This window comes from Aromatoleum toluolicum (assembly GCF_012911005.2).
GTDB lineage: Bacteria > Pseudomonadota > Gammaproteobacteria > Burkholderiales > Rhodocyclaceae > Aromatoleum > Aromatoleum toluolicum.
The window spans coordinates 46,327-62,770 of the sequence record NZ_WTVS01000025.1 but is presented as its reverse complement, the minus strand read 5'-3'; the positions used below and the strand labels follow the sequence as shown (position 1 = coordinate 62,770).

The window sequence follows — 16,444 nt, the reverse complement described above, 5'->3', positions numbered from 1 at the left end:
GGCGGCGGGCGATCAGAGGGTTTCGCCGTCGGCGTCGAGCAGGCGCTGCTGGCGGTCGATGAATTCCTGCGTCGAATCGATGCCGCGCAGCTGCAGGATCGTCGAGCGCACGGCCGCTTCGAGCAGCACCGCGATGTTGCGCCCGGCGGCGACCGGCAGGGTCGTGCGGATCACGGGTACACCGAGGATGTCCTGCGTCTCGTGCTGCACCGGCAGGCGCGAGGGGTCGGACTGGCCCGGCAGGCGGCGTTCGAGATGCACGATCAGGCGCAGGCGCATCTTCCGCCGGCACGCGGTCTCGCCGAAGATCGTGCGGATGTTGAGGATGCCCAGGCCTCGCACCTCGATGAAGTCCTTGAGCATCTCCGGGCAACGCCCTTCGAGCACCGTCGGCGCGATGCGCGAGAACTCGACGATGTCGTCGGCGACGAGGCCGTGGCCGCGCGAGATGAGCTCCAGCGCGAGCTCGGACTTGCCGGCGCCGGAGCTGCCGGTGATGAACACGCCGATGCCCAGCACGTCCATGAACACGCCGTGCAGTGAGATCTTCTCGGCCAGTTCGCGCGACATGTAAAGGCGCAGCTGGTCGATCACGCTCGCGGAAGGCTGCGGCGTCGTGATCAGGGCGACGTCGGCGTACTCGCAGATGCCGCGCAGGATGTCCGGGATGTTGCAGCCGTCGGCGACAATGATGGCCGGGGGGCGCGCGCTGATGATCTCGGTGAGGTGGTGGGCGACCTTCTCGCGCGCGTGGCGCTGGGCCCACGAGAGTTCTGCTGCGCCCAGGATCTGGATGCGCGTCGGATGGATCAGGTTGAGGTGACCGACGAGGTCGGCCGGCCAGATGCGTTCTTCGTTGACGGAGATGACTCGGTCGAGCCGGCCGCTGACGTGCGTCAGCTCCAGCTGCTCGCGGTGCAGGTCATACAGCCGCGCGACGCTGGTCTGCCGCATGCGGGCCCCAGGAGGCGAACAGCGAATGGATTGCCGCGGCGTCGGGCGCGTTCTGCAGCTGGTCGCGGAAGTCGCGGTCGCTGAACATCTGCGCGAGCTCGGACAGCAGTTGCAGGTGGGTTTCGTTGGCCTGTTCGGGCACCAGCAGCACGAACAGCATCGTGACGGGGCGGCCGTCGGGCGCGTCGAACTGCACCGGGGCGGACAGGCGCAGGAAGGCGCCGGCGGCTTCCTTCAGGCCCTTGATGCGGCCGTGCGGAATCGCGATGCCCTGGCCCAGCCCGGTCGAGCCGAGGCGCTCGCGCGAAAAAAGGCTGTCGAAGACGACGCTGCGGGCGATGCTCTGGTTGTTTTCGAACAGCAGTCCGGCTTGTTCGAAGACGCGCTTCTTGCTGCTGGCGTCCAGATCGATGACCACGTTCGAGGGGGGCAGGAGTTCGGCGATGAGGCTCATGCGAATCACCACCTGCACGACACGGGCCGTGCCGCTGCCGGTTGGATGCGGGAGGAGGCTCGGAGTGTGCGGCAGGCGCGGGTTGAAAACGCGCGAATTATAAACACACCCCGGACCCCCGGCGCGAATTAAAGAATCACAGCTCGGTCGGCTGCTGGTGCTTCAGCGTGTCGTGGCCGTGGTCGTGGTTCTTGCCCTTGTACTTGAGGACCTGGCGGTCGAGCTTGTCCGTCATGCTGTCGATCGCGGCGTACATGTCGCCGTCCTCGCTCTCGACATAGATGTCCTTGCCGCGCACGTGCAGCGTGACTTCCGCTTTCTGCCGCAGCTTCTCCACCGACAGAATCACGCTGACGCTGGTCACGTTGTCGAAGTGGCGGATGACGCGATCGAGTTTGGTGTTGACGTACTCGCGGATCGCGGGGGTGACTTCGACGTGATGTCCGGTGATGGTGAGATTCATGATGTTTCCTCGTATTGTCAGATCGTCTTTCAGATCGCTTTGCGCAGGCTGACCGGCGGGATATTGAGTGACTCGCGGTACTTCGCGATCGTCCTGCGTGCCACCACGATACCCTGCTGGCCCAACAATTCGGCAATTTTCGCGTCGGACAGGGGCTTCTTCCTGTCTTCGGCCTCCACCAGCTGGCGAATCAGCGCTCGAATCGCCGTGGAAGATGCCGCCCCACCGGTGTCGGTGGCAACGTGGCTGCCGAAAAAGTACTTCAGCTCAAACACGCCGCGCGGTGTGGCCATGAATTTCTGCGTCGTGACTCGCGAGACCGTCGACTCGTGCAGCTCGAGCTGGTCTGCGATCTCCCTCAACGTCAGAGGTCGCATCGCCACATCGCCATAATCGAAGAACTGTCGCTGCTGGTCAACGATCGCCTGGGAAACCCGCAGGATGGTGTCGAAACGCTGCTGCACGTTCTTGATCAGCCAGCGCGCTTCCTGCAGCTGGCTGGTGAGCGCGCCGCCCGTTCCCCGGTTCTGCTGCAGGATGCTGGCGTACAGGGAATTGATGCGCAGCTTCGGCATCGCCTCGGGGTTGAGCGTGACTGTCCAGCGGTTGCGCACCTTGCGCACGACCACGTCGGGCAGGATGTAGCGCGTCTCCTGCACCGAGTGCTGCGAACCCGGATGCGGGTCGAGGCGGCAGATCAGTGCGTGCGCGGCGCGCAACGCGTCGTCGTCGCAGCCGGTGGCGCGCTTGATGCGCAGGAAGTTGCGCTCGGCGAGCAGGTCGAGGTGCTCGTCGACGATCTTCAGCGCGAGGTCGCGCGTCGGGCAGGGCGGCATCGCCCGGAGCTGCAGGCTCAGGCATTCCTGCGGCGTGCGTGCGCCGATGCCGGCCGGATCGAGGTTCTGCACGTGGTGCAGCGCGATCGAGAGGTCGTCGAGGTCGTACTCGAGTTCCGGCGGCAGCAGCGGCAGCAGTTCATCGAGCGACTGGTTGAGGTAGCCGTCCTCGTCGAGCGCCTCGATGATGAAGCGCACCAGCGCGCGGTCGCGATCGGACAGCGGCGACAGGCTCACCTGCTGGTCGAGGTGGTCGCGCAGGCTGGTGCCGGCAGCCTGCAGTTCCTGGAAGTCGGTGTCGTCGTCATCGTCGCGGTTCGACGAGCCGCTGCCCGCGCTCGACCACTCGCCGGCCTCGTCGAAGCTCGCCGGCTCGGCCTCGCCATGCGACTCCTCGCTCGATGCGGGGGTGTCGGTCTGGTTGCCGGGTTCGGTCGCTTCGCCCGCCGCCGGTGCAGAGCCCGGCGCAAAGTCGCTGCCGTCGCCGTCCTCGCGCTCGAGCATGGGGTTCTCGAGGAGGAAGCGTTCCAGCTCCTGGTTCAGCTCCAGCGTGGACAGCTGCAGCAGCTTGATCGATTGCTGCAGCTGCGGCGTCAGCGTGAGGTGCTGGGAGATCTTGAGCTGGAGTGACGGTTTCATGGGACTACGCTGGCTGGATCAGAGGCGGAAATGCTCGCCGAGATAGACGCGGCGAACCTGTTCGTTGGCGACGATCTCGTCGGGCCGGCCACTCGCGAGCACGCGGCCTTCGCTGATGATGTAGGCGCGGTTGCAGATGCCGAGCGTCTCGCGCACGTTGTGGTCGGTGATCAGCACGCCGATGCCGCGGTCGCGCAGGAAGCGGATGATCTTCTGGATGTCGAGCACCGCGATCGGGTCGACACCGGCGAAGGGCTCGTCGAGCAGGATCAGGCGCGGGTCGGTCGCCAGCGCGCGGGCGATCTCGCAGCGGCGCCGCTCGCCGCCGGACAGCGACACGGCAGTGTTGTCGCGCAGGTGGGCGATGCCCAGTTCCTCGAGCAGTTCCTCGAGGCGCGCGTCGACGCGCTCGCTGTTCAGGCCCTGCAGCTCCAGCACCGCGCGGATGTTCTCGGCGACGGTGAGCTTGCGGAACACGCTCATTTCCTGCGGCAGATAGGACAGGCCGAGGCGTGCGCGCGCATGCACCGGCAGGTGCGTGAGCTCGGCGTCGTCGAGGCGGATGTCGCCGCCGTCGGCGCGCACGAGGCCGACGATCATGTAGAAGCAGGTGGTCTTGCCGGCGCCATTCGGGCCCAGCAGTCCGACCACTTCGCCGCTGCCGACTTCGAAGCCGACATCGTGCACGACGGTTCGTGCCTTGTAGCGCTTCTGCAGTCCGGCGACCTTAAGCAGACTCATCGGGGTTCTCTTTCAATATCTTGCGGATCACGTCGGTGCCAAAGCCGCGGCCTTGTAGGAATCTCGCCTGGCGCGCCCACTCGCGCGCGTCGGCCGGCGCGGCGCCGAACTTGCCGCGCCATACGGCGCGCGCGCGCTCGACGTCATCCTCGACGGTTTCGGCATCGAGCGCGGCGTCTATCGTGTCGCGCCCGACGCCGCGCTGGGCGAGCTCACGCCGCAGGCGTGCGGTGCCGAAGCGGGCGGCCTTGCTGCGCACCCAGGCTTCGGCGAAGCGGTGGTCGCTGAGCAGGCCGAGTTCGGTGATGCGGTCGAGCACGTCGTCGATCTCCTCGGCGGAGCCGTGCGGGCCGAGCTTGCGGGCCAGCTCGGCGCGCGAGTGCTCGCGACGCGCGAGGTGCCGCAATGCGCGTTCCCGCAGGCTCGTCTCCGGCATGATCCCGGGAAGGGGCGTCAGGCCGCCTCGGCTGCCGGCTGCGCGGGTGCGGCCGGCAGTTCCTTGAGGCCGACGGCGACGCGCACCTTGTTCTCGATCTCGCGTGCGAGGGCCGGATTGCCGCGCAGGAACTCGCGCGTGTTGTCCTTGCCCTGGCCGATCTTGTCGCCCTGGTACGAGTACCAGGCGCCCGACTTGTCGACGATCTTCTTGTCCACGCCGAGGTCGATGATCTCGCCTTCGCGCGAGATGCCCTCTCCGTAGAGGATGTCGAAGTGCGCTTCCTTGAACGGGGGGGCGACCTTGTTCTTGACGACCTTGCAGCGCGTTTCGGAGCCGACGACCTCGTCGCCCTTCTTGATCGCGCCGGTGCGGCGGATGTCGAGGCGCACGGAGGCGTAGAACTTCAGCGCGTTGCCGCCGGTGGTGGTTTCTGGGTTGCCGAACATCACGCCGATCTTCATGCGGATCTGGTTGATGAAGATCACCAGCGTGTTGGTGCGCTTGATGTTGGCGGTGAGCTTGCGCAGCGCCTGGCTCATCAGGCGGGCCTGCAGGCCGGGCAGCTGGTCGCCCATCTCGCCTTCGATTTCGGCCTTCGGCGTCAGGGCCGCGACCGAGTCGATGACGACGATGTCGACGCCGCCCGAGCGCACCAGCATGTCGGCGATCTCAAGCGCCTGCTCGCCGGTGTCGGGCTGCGAGATCAGCAGGTCGGTGATGTTCACGCCGAGCTTCTCGGCGTAGCCGACGTCGAGCGCGTGCTCGGCGTCGATGAAGGCTGCGGTGCCGCCGATCTTCTGCATCTCGGCGATGACCTGCAGCGTCAGCGTGGTCTTGCCGGACGATTCCGGTCCGTAGATTTCGACCACGCGGCCGCGCGGCAGGCCGCCGAGGCCGAGCGCGATGTCGAGTCCGAGCGAGCCGGTCGAGACCGTCTGGATGTCCTTCTCGACGTTGCCGTCGCCCATCCGCATGATCGAACCCTTGCCGAACTGCTTCTCGATCTGCGAGAGCGCGGCGGCGAGGGCCTTGGCCTTGTTGTCGTCCATGTCCTGTCCTTTCAAAACGTTGGGGAATTATGGCACAGAGATTGCTGGTGTGTTGCAGGTCGCCCGCATGACGATCTAAATATGATTATGTCATCAACTCGGCGAGCGCGCGGATGACCGCCTGGCGGCGGATTCCGGTGCGATCGCCGGCGAAGCGGACGGTCTCGCTGCGGACCTCGCCGCCGCGCTCGCCCCACGCGAGGCACACCATCCCGACCGGCTTGGCGGCGGTGCCGCCGCCCGGGCCGGCGACGCCGGACACTGCGAGGGCATAGCGTGCGCGGCTGTGCGCGAGGGTGCCGGCGACCATTTCGCGCACCGTCTCCTCGCTGACGGCGCCGTGACGGGCGAGCGTCGCGGCCGCGACGCCGAGGAGTTCCTGCTTGGCCTCGTTGGAATAGGTCACGAAACCGCGGTCGAACCAGCCGGAACTGCCGGCGGTGGCGGTCACGGTCTGCGCGACCCAGCCGCCGGTGCAGGATTCCGCGCAGGCAAGCGTCGCGCCGCGCGCGGCGAGCCAGTCGCCGACCCGGCGCGACAGGGCGTGCAGTTCTTCGTCGATCATCGGCTCACCCCAGGAAGTGCTTCAGCATGGCGAGCGCGAGGATCGCGTAGCCGGCTGCGATCAGGTCGTCGAGCATCACGCCGAAGCCGCCGCCGACATGGCTGTCGGCCCAGCGGATGGGCTGCGGCTTGACGATGTCGAAGAAGCGGAACAGCACGAAGGCGGCCGCCTGCCACGCCAGTCCGGGCGGGGCGAAGAACAGCACGAGCCAGAACGCGACGATCTCGTCCCACACGATCGCGCCGTGGTCCGATGCGCCGAGGGCGCGGCCGGTGCGGTCGGCCGCGATGATGCCGGCGACGAAGAAGCTCGCGAGCAGGGCGAGGAACACGAATTCGGAGATCGGTGCGCGCAGCAGCGGGTAGAGCAGCCAGGCGGCGAGGGTGCCGGCGGTGCCCGGCGCGCGCGGGGACAGGCCGGAGCCGAATCCGAGCGAGATGAAGTGCGCGGGGTGGCTCAGGAGCAGGCGGACGGTGGGGCGCATGGGGGGCTTCGGTGCGTGGGTCAGGCGAAATGGTCGTAGCCGGCGTGAGCCGATGCGTGCTCGCGGCCGTCGGTCTCGCGCAGCACGAGTTGGCCGGCGCTCCCGGTGATCGTGCCGATGCGCGACAGCGGCAGCCCGTGCGCGTGTGCGAGCGCGGCGAGGCGTTCGCGCTGCGCGGGCGGCGCGGCGAACAGGAGTTCGTAGTCGTCGCCGCCCGACAGCAGGCAGCGCCGTGCGAGGGCCGCGTCGGCTCCGCAGGCGTGCAGGGCGGCGAGGGGCAGTGCGCCGACGTCGATGCGCGCGCCGCAGCCGGAACATTCGAGGATGTGGCCGAGGTCGCCGAGCAGCCCGTCGGAGACGTCGAGCATCGCGCTGGCGATGCCGCGCAGGGCCTGCCCGAACGCGACGCGCGGCTGCGGGCGGTGCAGGGCGGCAAGGCATGCGCGCGCAGCCTCCGCGCCGAGCGCGACCTCGCCGCGCAGGTGCGCGAGACCGAGGGCCGCGTGACCGGGCGTGCCGGTGATCCACAGGTCGTCGCCGGTGCGCGCGCCGCCGCGCGTGATGGCGGCCCCGGCCGGGACTTCGCCGAAGACCGTCACGCACAGGTTCAAGGGGCCGCGCGTGGTGTCGCCGCCCGCAAGATCGACGCCAAACGCGTCGGCACAGGCGAAGAAGCCGCGCGCGAAGGCCGCGATCCACGCGTCGTCGGCTGCCGGCAGCGACAGCGCGAGCACGGCCCAGCGCGGTTCGGCGCCCATCGCCGCGAGATCGGAGACGTTTACCGCGAGGGTCTTCCAGCCGAGCGCCTCGGGGTCGGCGTCGGCGAAGAAATGGGTGCCGGCGACGAGCATGTCGGTCGATACGGCGAGCTGCATGCCCGCCCGCGGCGTGAGCAATGCCGCATCGTCGCCGACCGACAGCGTCGTGTGGTGCGCGGGGCGGGTGAAATGGCGGCGGATGAGGTCGAACTCGGAGGGCATGGGCGGGGTGGCGCGGTTGGTCGCGCGCAAGCTTACCGCAGTCGTGGCGGCTGCGACCAATGCGCCTGAACGCGGAACGCCCATGCCGTGCGCGGACGGGTAAGATGAAAACAAATGTTTCATACAGGGAGGCGGGATGGTCGCCGTAGTGGCCGAATCTCGGCGGGAAGGGGACGAGCCGTTGCCGGACTTCATCGTCCGTGACGACGAGGGGCTGTGGGTGGACCTGTCGCGGCTGGACGGGTCGGCGGAATTCCGCGCGTGGGTGGAGCAGGCGTTCATTCGCGGCATCTGTTTCCGCGAGCTCGACTACTCCGCCTTCGTGCGCCTGGCATTCGATTGCGAGGCGGGGCGAGCAGCCGACGAAGCCCGTGCATGTACGGCCGCCGGGCGGCAGCCGCGCGTGCGCTTCGCTGCCGGCATGACCCACATCCTGCCGGTGCGCATCCCCCTTTATCGCGGCCTGAAGATCTCGGGCGCCCGCGCCGAGTACCTGTTCGAGCTGGTGAGCATCGACTGCACGGTCCCGCGCACGGCCGCGGGTGGATCGGCGGATGGCCCGGAGTTCGAGACGGTCACGCAGAAGACCCGTCTCGATTTCGACGAATTCATTGCCCAGATGTGGCTGAAGGGCCTGCGTTGCGGCATCGACGAATCCGCCGTGCGTGAGGCCATCGATAGCGAACGCACGGGCAGGGTCGTGATCGCCCGCGCCGTGCCGCCGGGTGCCGGCCGCGATGCGGGCGTCGAGGAGCTCTCGGCGGGCTTGCACCGCGACGACGCGCCCGGGATGCTCCCGGACGGACGCGTCAATCTCGCCCGCTTCCGCAACCGCTTTCCGCAGATCCGCGCGGGCGAGAAGCTGCTGCGTAAACTGCCGCTGGCGCTCGGCGAACCGGGCCGCGAACTCGACGGCCGGGCGGTGGCCCCAGCGCTGCCGAAGGATATCGACTTTGCCGCCCTCGCCGGGGCCGGTACCCGTGTCGAGAGCGGTCCCGACGGCGAGTTCATGGTCGCGACCATCGACGGTTTCCTCGATATCGACGAGGCGTCGAGCAAGGTCTCGGTCACGGACAAGATCGTCAACCGTGCCGGCGTGAGCCTGCGGACGACCGGCGACCTCGTCCTGATGGGCGACGATTACGAGGAGCACGGCGAGATCCAGGAAGGCCGCGTGGTCGAAGGGCTCAACGTGACAACCTTCGCGGACGTGTTCGGCAAGATCGTGTCGCGCGGTGGCGCGGTCGTGCTGAAGAGGAACCTGAGCGGCGGTGTAATAGTGAATCCCGGCGGGCAGGTCGCGGTGGAGGGGCGCGTCAGCGGGGCGACGATCCTTGCGCCGGATGGGGAAGTGACGCTTCAGTACGCCGAGAACAGCCTGATCGTCGGTCGCCGTGTCGTGGTGCGGGAACGGGCCGTCGGCTGCGACATCCTCGCCGACGAACTGGAGATCGCGCTCGCAGAGGCGTCGGTGCTGGCCGGGCGCAGGATCGCCGTCGCGCAGGTGCGTCCGCACGGACCGACCGAGACCGTCGTGTCCGTCCTGCTGCCGCCCGAAGACGCGCAGGGCGGGCTGATCAAGGCTGCGCGCGCGCAGCTCGACGAGCTGCAGGCGGCCGACGAGCAGGCCAGACAGATCATGGACACCCTGCGCATGCGCCCCGGGGTGGCCAACTACCTGACCGTTGCCGCCAGGGTGCAACGCCAGGAGATCGCATTGAACGCGGAGCAGCAGGCCGCCTTCCACAAGCTGCGCGAAAATGTCACGCCGGTGCTCAAGGCCATGGCCCAGTTGTCGGAGCAGGGCAAGGCGCGCGCAGCGCATCGCGAGAAGCTGCTTGCGGCGATCGCCGGAGTCGAAGCGGCACGGCAGGCGGCGGCCGAATCGATCAACTGTCGCATCGCCGACATCGCGGGCGAACTGATCGTGCGTGCGCGGCATCTGAACGCCGATGCGAAGCCGCCGCAAGGCCTCGCCCCAGGCGAGTTGAGGACGTTCCTGCGCGCAGCGCCGGGTGGGAGTCGTCCGCTGTTCGCCGGCAGCAGCGGCAGCTTCGAATGGAGTCCGGCCGGAAGCGCAGGCGAGACGGGCTGAGCGTCCGGCGCCTGTGTCAGGGCCGGATGCCCGAGCGTTTGATCAGCAGCGCGACTTCGCCGACGACGCCGCGGCGGAAGGCGAGCACGCAGACGACGAAGATCACGCCGGTCAGCACGGTGACCCACTGCCCCAGTTCCGCGCCGTAGTTCTGCAGGCTGACGACGATGGTCGCGCCGACGATGGGGCCGAACACTGTGCCCACGCCGCCCAGCAGTGTCATCAGCACGACCTCGCCGGACATGTGCCAATGCACGTCGGTCAGCGACGCGAGCTGGAACACGAGCGTCTTGGTCGCGCCGGCGAGGCCCGCGAGCGCGGCCGAGAGCACGAAGGCGAGCAGCTTGTAGCGATCGACATCGTAGCCGAGCGAGATCGCGCGCGGCTCGTTCTCGCGGATTGCCTTCAGCACCTGGCCGAAGGGCGAGTCGATTGCGCGTTCGATGATCCAGAAGCCGAACAGGAACACCGCGAGCACGAAGAAATACATGTTCATCGTGTCGGAGAGGTCGATGAGGCCGAACAGGTGGCCGCGCGGGATGCCCTGCATGCCGTCCTCGCCGCCGGTGAAGGGGAACTGCAGCGCGAGGAAATACACGAGCTGGGCGAGCGCGAGCGTGATCATCGCGAAATAGATGCCGGCGCGGCGGATCGCGAGGCTGCCGAACATGAAACCCAACGCCGCGGCGCCGACCGTGCCGGCGAGAAGGCCCAGTTCGGGCGACAGGCCGAGCCCCTGCACCGTGTAGCCGCAGAGATAGCCGGCGGAGCCGAGGAAGGCGGCGTGGCCGAAGGACAACAGGCCGGTGTAGCCCAGCAGCAGGTTGAACGCGCAGGCGAACAGCGCGAAGCACAGGATCTTCATCACCAGCACGGGATAGACAAGGAAGGGTGCGACCAGCCCGAGCAGGAGCAGGACGATCCAGCCGATGTGTTTGCCATTCATGGTGCGATTCCCGGTGCGGAGGCGCCGTTCGGCGGCAGGGTCGGGGCGCCTTTCGGCGCCGGGGGCAGGGCGATGGGGGGACGTGGCATGGCGCTCAGCGCTCCCGCCCGAAGAGTCCGGCCGGCCGCAGCAACAGCACGATGCCCATGATGACGAAGATCACGACCGCCGACGCCTCCGGGTAGAACACGCGCGTGAGGCCCTCGATCAGGCCGAGGCCGAGGCCGGTGACGATGGAGCCCATGATCGAGCCCATGCCGCCGATCACCACAACCGCGAACACGACGATGATGAGGTTGGAGCCCATCACCGGGTTCACCTGGAACACCGGCGCGGCGAGCACGCCGGCCAAGGCCGCGAGCGCGACGCCGAAGCCGTAGGTGAGCGTGATCATCAGCGGCACGTTGATGCCGAACGCCTGCAGCAGTTGCGGGTTCTCGGTGCCCGCGCGCAGGTAGGAGCCGAGCTTGGTGCGCTCGATGATGAACCAGCTGCCGAAGCACACGACCAGTGACACCGCGACGACCCAGGCGCGGTATTTCGGCAGGAACATGAAGCCGAGGTTGAAGCCGCCCGACAGCAGTTCGGGGACCGGGTAGCTTTCGCCGGAGATGCCGAAGCGGTAGCGGAACAGCCCTTCGATGATCAGCGCGAGGCCGAAGGTGAGCAGCAGTCCGTACAGGTGGTCGAGCTGGTACAGGTGCTTGAGCATCGTGCGCTCGATCAGCATGCCGAACGCGCCAACGACGACGGGGACAGCGATCAGCGCAACCCAATAGTTGAGCCCGAGCCAGGTCAGGCCGATCCACGCGCAGAAGGCGCCCATCATGTACAGCGCGCCGTGCGCGAAGTTGATGATGTTGAGCAGGCCGAAGATGATCGCCAGCCCGAGGCTGAGGATCGCGTAGAACGAGCCGTTGATGAGCCCGATCAGCAGCTGTCCCATCAGGGCCTGGATCGGAATGCCGAAGATGTCCATGGTCTCGCGCTCGGATGTCGGTGCCGGCCGCGGGGCGGTGCGCGTTCGCGCTGCTCACCACCCCGCGGTCATGGCCGGTCTGGCGTGCCTGCTGCTACTTCTTGACCAGCGGGCACTTGCTCTCGGCCAGCGGGATATAGGCCTCGTCGCCGGGGATCACCTGGCGGATGTGGTAGTAGTCCCACGGATACTTCGACTCGGACGGTTTCTTCACCTGCGCGAGGTACATGTCATGCACCATTCGCCCGTCAATGCGCACCTTGCCGTTCTTTGCGAAGAAGTCGTTCACCGGCGTGTCGCGCATTTTCGCCATTACCGCCTTCGCTTCGTCCGTGCCGGCGGCCTTGATCGCCTTCAGGTAGTGGTAGGTCGCCGAGTAGTCGCCGGCCTGCACCATTGTCGGCATGCGCTTCATGCGTTCGAAGAAGCGCTTTGACCAGGCGCGCGTCTCGTCGTTGTAGTCCCAGTAGAAGCCCGTCGTCAGGTACATGCCGGCCGTCGCCTCGAGGCCCAGGCTATGCACGTCCGAGATGAACATCAGCAGTCCGGCGAGCGACTGTTTCGGCGTAATGCCGAACTCCTTCGCCTGCTTGATCGAGTTCATCGTGTCGTTGCCGGCGTTCGCGAGGCCGATCACCTGCGCGCCGGAGGCCTGCGCGCTCAGCAGGAAGGACGAGAAGTCGCTGCCCGGGAAGGGGTGGCGCACATTGCCGAGCACCTTGCCGCCGCTCTTCGTGACCACGTCCGCGGTGTTCTTCTCGAGCGAGTGCCCGAAGGCATAGTCCGCGGTGATGAAGTACCAGTTCTTGCCGCCCTGCTTGACAACCGCCTTCGCGGTGCCGACCGGCAGCGCGTAGGTGTCGTAGGTCCAGTGCACGGTGGTGTCGTTGCACTGCTCGTTGGTGATCGGGGTCGAGGCCGCGCCGGAAATCAGCGAAATGCGGCTCTTCTCATTGGCGACCTTCATCACCGCGAGCGCGGTCGAGGTCGTCACGAGGTCCACGATCGCGTCGACCTTCTGCGTGTCGAACCACTCGCGCGCCTTGTTAGCGGAGATATCGGCCTTGTTCTGGTGGTCGGCGGAGATCACCTCGATCTTGAAGTCGGGCTTCTCCTTCGCGACGAAGTCCTCGACCGCCATCTTCGTTGCTTCGAGCGCGCCCGGACCCGAGAGGTCGGAATACGTGCCCGACATGTCGGTGAGCACGCCCAGCTTCACGATGCCGTCGCTGACGGTCGTCGCCGCGGGCGACAACGCGGGTGCCATCGCGACGGCCGCCGCGATCGCCGAACCCAGAATCTTGCGCTTCATCCTCTCTCTCCTCCTTGTTTGCCGGGGCTCAAACGCCCAGCAGTTTTTGCAGCACGGGCATCTTCGACTCGAGCTCGTCCTTGCTCACCATCTCGACGATGCGACCATGTTCGATGACGTAGTGGCGGTCCGCGAGCGGCGCCGCAAAGCGGAAGTTCTGTTCGACCAGGATGATGGTCAGGCCCTTCTCCTTGAGCTGCGCGATGACGCGGCCCAGGGCCTGCACGATCACGGGCGCGAGGCCCTCGGTGATCTCGTCGAGCAGCAGCAGGCGCGCGCCGGTGCGCAGGATGCGCGCCATCGCCAGCATCTGCTGTTCGCCGCCCGACAGCCGGCTGCCCGGGCTGTTGCGCCGCTCCTTGAGGTTCGGGAACATTTCATAGATCTCGTCGAGCGACATCCCGGTACTGTTCACCGCGGGCGGCAGCAGCAGGTTCTCCTCGGTCGTCAGGCTCGCGTAGATGCCGCGCTCCTCGGGGCAGTAGCCGATGCCCAGGTGCGCGATGCGATGCGTCGGCAGGTCGATGACCTGGCGACCGTTGATCATGATCGAGCCGCTGCGCTTGCCGACCAGCCCCAGAATGGCCTTCAGCGTGGTCGTGCGGCCAGCGCCGTTGCGCCCCAAGAGCGTCACCAGCTCGCCGCGGTTCACCTGGAAGTCGATGCCGTGCAGGATGTGCGATTCGCCATAGAATGCGTGCAGGTCGTGCACGCGCAGCATCTCCGAGTCGGGCGTGAATGCGCTCGCCTTAGCCATGTGCGGTACCCATGTAGGCCTCCAGCACGCGCGGATCGGCCGAGACGACTTCATAAGGCCCTTCGGCGAGCACGGCGCCGCGCTGCAGGACGGTGATCGTGTCGCAGATGTGCGAGACCACGCCGAGGTTGTGTTCGACCATCAGCACCGTGCGGTTCGCCGCGACACGCTTGATGAGGTCGGCCACGCGCCCGACGTCCTCGTGGCCCATGCCCTGCGTCGGCTCGTCGAGCAGCATCAGTTCGGGTTCGAGCGCGAGCGTCGTCGCGATCTCCAGTGCGCGCTTGCGCCCGTAGGGCAGCTCCACCGTCACCGAGTCGGCGAAGGACTGCAGGTCGACGGCTTCGAGCAGTTCCATCGCGCGCCCGTTGAGCAGGTCGAGGCTCCTTGCGGAACGCCAGAAGTGGAAGCTCGTGCCGAGCTTGCGCTGCAGCGCGACGCGCACGTTCTCGAGCACCGACAGATGCGGAAACACCGCCGAGATCTGGAACGAGCGCACGATGCCGCGGCGCGCGATCTGCGCGGACTTCTCGGGCGTGATGTCGATGCCGTTGAAGCGGATCGTGCCGCGCGTGGGCGTGAGGAACTTCGTCAGCAGGTTGAAGACGGTCGTCTTGCCCGCGCCGTTGGGGCCGATCAGGGCATGGATGGTGCCCCGCTGGACCTGCAGGTTGACCTTGTCGACCGCGACGAACCCCTTGAACTCCTTCGTGAGCTCGGTGGTTTGAAGGATGTAATCCGTGCTCATCGCGTCTGCCAATCCTGCCTCTCTCTGTGGGTCGAAGCTGAACTGCGCCGGCAGCGGGGTGCCGGTTGAAACACGTGCCCGGGGTTCACCTGCCGCGGGCGACCAGCTGATTATAAGAATCAGTGTTTCATCGATATGTATCTTTGATCACGGTCGGGACAAGTTAACACCCGAGCATTCGGTGCGTCAATGCATTCGGCCTAGGGGTGAACCCGCATGGTTGCTCGATCTGCCGGCGTCGCAGGAACAAAAAAGCCGCCGTCGCTTGCGCAACGGCGGCCTTCCCGGACGCGGTCCGGCAGTCGCGCGTTACTCGATCGCGGAGGCGGACTTCGCCTGCTCGCGCAGCACGAACTTCTGGATCTTGCCGGTCGAAGTCTTGGGCAGCACGCAGAACTCGACGAACTTCGGCACCTTGTAGCGCGCGAGATGTTCGCGGCAGTGCGCGATGATGTCCTCGGCCGTCACCGCGACGCCTTCCTTGACCTCGATGTAGGCCGCCGGCACCTCGCCCCACTTCGGATCGGGCTTCGCCACCACCGCCGCCGTCATCACCGCCGGGTGGCGATACAGCACGTCCTCGACCTCCAGCGACGAGATGTTCTCGCCGCCCGAGATGATCACGTCCTTGGAGCGGTCCTTGATCTTGACGTAGCCGTCCGGCTGCATCACGCCCAGGTCGCCGGTGTGGAACCAGCCGCCTGCGAAGGCTTCGTCGCTTGCCTTCTCGTTCTTCAGGTAGCCCTTCATGACGAGGTTGCCGCGGAACATGAGTTCGCCCATCGTCTCGCCGTCGGCCGGCACCGGTTCCATTGTCTCCGGATTGAGTACCGTGATCGCTTCCTGCATGTGGTAGCACACACCCTGGCGGCCGTTGCGCTCGGCGCGGCTGGCGATCGGCAGGTCGTCCCACTCGGGGTGCTTCGCGCACACCGACGCCGGGCCGTAGGTCTCGGTCAGGCCGTAAACGTGCGTGATGTCGAAACCGATGCGCTCCATGCCTTCGATGATCGCGGCCGGGGGCGCGGCGCCGGCGATCAGCGCCGACACCTTGTGCTCGATGCCCGCGCGCATGCCCTCGGGCGCGTTGATCAGCATGCCATGCACGATCGGCGCGCCGCAGAAGTGGCTGACCTTGTGCTTGCGGATCAGCTCGCAGATCAGCGCGACGTCGACCTTGCGCAGGCACACGTTGACGCCGGCATTGGCCGCCATCGTCCACGGGAAGCACCAGCCGTTGCAGTGGAACATCGGCAGGGTCCACAGATAGACCGCATGCTGCGGCATGCCCCAGCTGATGATGTTCGAGGCCGCGTTCAGGTAGGCGCCGCGGTGGTGGTAGACGACGCCCTTGGGGTTGCCGGTCGTGCCCGACGTGTAGTTCAGCGCGATCGCGTCCCACTCGTCCTGCGGCAACTTCCATGCGTATTCCGGGTCGCCGCCGGCAATGAAGTCCTCATACTCGATCTCGCCGCAGCGGTCGGTGCTGGGGTACTCCGCATCCAGCGAGTCGATGACCAGCGGCTTGGGTCCCTCGAGCAACTCCAGCGCGCGGCGGATCGTGGCCGCGAACTCGGGGTCGGTGATCAGCACCTTGGCTTCGCCGTGCGCGAGCATGAACGCGATCGCTTCCGGATCGAGGCGCGTGTTCAGCGTGTTCAGGACCGCGCCGGTCATCGGTACGCCGAAATGCGCTTCGTACATGGACGGCACGTTGGGCAGCATCACGGCGACCGTATCGCCCCGTCCGACGCCCTTCTGCACCAGCGCGCTGGCGAGGCGGCGGCAGCGTTCGTAGGTCTGTGCCCAGGTGAAGCTGCGGTCGCCGTGCACCACGGACGTCCGCTGCGGGTACACATAGGCTGAGCGCGCGAGGTAACTCAGGGGCGAGAGCGGCACGTAGTTCGCGGCGTTCTTGCCCAAACCTTGATCATATGGACTGTTCGACACGATTTTCCTCTTTATTGGAGTAGTTGATCGATGACGCCGTCGCCGGCGCCTGT

17 protein-coding genes are annotated in these 16,444 nt (G+C 67.0%); 1 reads left to right on the top strand and 16 read right to left on the bottom strand.

Going from position 1 to position 16,444, the window contains the following annotated elements; genetic code table 11:
- Nucleotides 1-12 precede the first annotated feature (12 nt).
- From hprK to thiL, 10 genes are all read right to left on the bottom strand, one after another.
- Nucleotides 13-954 carry an HPr(Ser) kinase/phosphatase gene (hprK, locus tag GPA27_RS13280; protein WP_169141101.1) on the bottom strand — a complete coding sequence of 314 codons (942 nt, stop codon included), beginning with the start codon at nucleotides 952-954 and terminating at the stop codon, nucleotides 13-15.
- The gene (gene ptsN / locus GPA27_RS13275; protein ID WP_169141100.1) at nucleotides 923-1,408 is read right to left on the bottom strand and encodes a PTS IIA-like nitrogen regulatory protein PtsN; all 486 of its coding nucleotides are present in this window, start codon (nucleotides 1,406-1,408) and stop codon (nucleotides 923-925) included. Before ptsN ends, hprK begins: the two co-directional genes overlap by 32 nt.
- A 136-nt stretch (nucleotides 1,409-1,544) precedes the next feature.
- Nucleotides 1,545-1,871, bottom strand: a complete 327-nt coding sequence (gene hpf, locus GPA27_RS13270; RefSeq protein WP_169141099.1) for a ribosome hibernation-promoting factor, HPF/YfiA family — start codon at nucleotides 1,869-1,871, stop codon at nucleotides 1,545-1,547.
- Between the two features lie 29 nt (nucleotides 1,872-1,900).
- Nucleotides 1,901-3,346 (bottom strand): RNA polymerase factor sigma-54, encoded by a 1,446-nt coding sequence (locus GPA27_RS13265; RefSeq protein WP_169141098.1) that lies wholly within the window; start codon nucleotides 3,344-3,346, stop codon nucleotides 1,901-1,903.
- 18 nt (nucleotides 3,347-3,364) lie between these two features.
- Nucleotides 3,365-4,087 carry an LPS export ABC transporter ATP-binding protein gene (gene lptB / locus GPA27_RS13260; RefSeq protein WP_050417735.1) on the bottom strand — a complete coding sequence of 241 codons (723 nt, stop codon included), beginning with the start codon at nucleotides 4,085-4,087 and terminating at the stop codon, nucleotides 3,365-3,367.
- A complete protein-coding gene (recX, locus tag GPA27_RS13255) occupies nucleotides 4,074-4,523 on the bottom strand; it encodes a recombination regulator RecX (RefSeq protein ID WP_169141097.1) in 450 nt (149 codons plus the stop codon). The genes lptB and recX overlap by 14 nt, the downstream gene beginning before the upstream one ends.
- 17 nt (nucleotides 4,524-4,540) lie before the next feature.
- The gene (gene recA / locus GPA27_RS13250) at nucleotides 4,541-5,575 is read right to left on the bottom strand and encodes a recombinase RecA (protein ID WP_169141096.1); all 1,035 of its coding nucleotides are present in this window, start codon (nucleotides 5,573-5,575) and stop codon (nucleotides 4,541-4,543) included.
- A gap of 85 nt (nucleotides 5,576-5,660) precedes the next feature.
- Nucleotides 5,661-6,140, bottom strand: coding sequence for a CinA family protein (locus GPA27_RS13245; RefSeq protein WP_169141095.1), 480 nt, complete (start codon nucleotides 6,138-6,140; stop codon nucleotides 5,661-5,663).
- A 4-nt stretch (nucleotides 6,141-6,144) separates the two neighbouring features.
- Nucleotides 6,145-6,624 carry a phosphatidylglycerophosphatase A family protein gene (locus GPA27_RS13240; RefSeq protein WP_169141094.1) on the bottom strand — a complete coding sequence of 160 codons (480 nt, stop codon included), beginning with the start codon at nucleotides 6,622-6,624 and terminating at the stop codon, nucleotides 6,145-6,147.
- A 20-nt stretch (nucleotides 6,625-6,644) separates the two neighbouring features.
- A complete protein-coding gene (thiL, locus tag GPA27_RS13235) occupies nucleotides 6,645-7,604 on the bottom strand; it encodes a thiamine-phosphate kinase (RefSeq protein ID WP_169141114.1) in 960 nt (319 codons plus the stop codon).
- 136 nt (nucleotides 7,605-7,740) lie between these two features.
- Here thiL and GPA27_RS13230 point away from each other — a divergent pair, with 136 nt between their 5' ends.
- A complete protein-coding gene (locus GPA27_RS13230; protein WP_169141093.1) occupies nucleotides 7,741-9,699 on the top strand; it encodes a flagellar assembly protein A in 1,959 nt (652 codons plus the stop codon).
- Between the two features lie 16 nt (nucleotides 9,700-9,715).
- Here the strand turns inward: GPA27_RS13230 and GPA27_RS13225 are convergent, their stop codons facing one another.
- The 6 genes from GPA27_RS13225 to GPA27_RS13200 form a co-directional block, all read right to left on the bottom strand.
- Nucleotides 9,716-10,645, bottom strand: coding sequence for a branched-chain amino acid ABC transporter permease (locus GPA27_RS13225; RefSeq protein ID WP_169141092.1), 930 nt, complete (start codon nucleotides 10,643-10,645; stop codon nucleotides 9,716-9,718).
- A 94-nt stretch (nucleotides 10,646-10,739) separates the two neighbouring features.
- Nucleotides 10,740-11,624: a branched-chain amino acid ABC transporter permease gene (locus GPA27_RS13220; protein ID WP_169141091.1), complete on the bottom strand. Its 885-nt coding sequence runs from the start codon at nucleotides 11,622-11,624 to the stop codon at nucleotides 10,740-10,742.
- A 94-nt stretch (nucleotides 11,625-11,718) separates the two neighbouring features.
- The gene (locus tag GPA27_RS13215) at nucleotides 11,719-12,936 is read right to left on the bottom strand and encodes an ABC transporter substrate-binding protein (RefSeq protein WP_169141090.1); all 1,218 of its coding nucleotides are present in this window, start codon (nucleotides 12,934-12,936) and stop codon (nucleotides 11,719-11,721) included.
- A gap of 28 nt (nucleotides 12,937-12,964) precedes the next feature.
- A complete protein-coding gene (locus tag GPA27_RS13210) occupies nucleotides 12,965-13,693 on the bottom strand; it encodes an ABC transporter ATP-binding protein (RefSeq protein ID WP_169141089.1) in 729 nt (242 codons plus the stop codon).
- Nucleotides 13,686-14,441: an ABC transporter ATP-binding protein gene (locus GPA27_RS13205; RefSeq protein WP_169141088.1), complete on the bottom strand. Its 756-nt coding sequence runs from the start codon at nucleotides 14,439-14,441 to the stop codon at nucleotides 13,686-13,688. The genes GPA27_RS13210 and GPA27_RS13205 overlap by 8 nt, the downstream gene beginning before the upstream one ends.
- Nucleotides 14,442-14,750: 309 nt before the next feature.
- Complete coding sequence (locus GPA27_RS13200) at nucleotides 14,751-16,391, bottom strand: acyl-CoA synthetase (RefSeq protein WP_169141087.1); 1,641 nt, start codon at nucleotides 16,389-16,391, stop codon at nucleotides 14,751-14,753.
- Nucleotides 16,392-16,444: the final 53 nt, after the last annotated feature.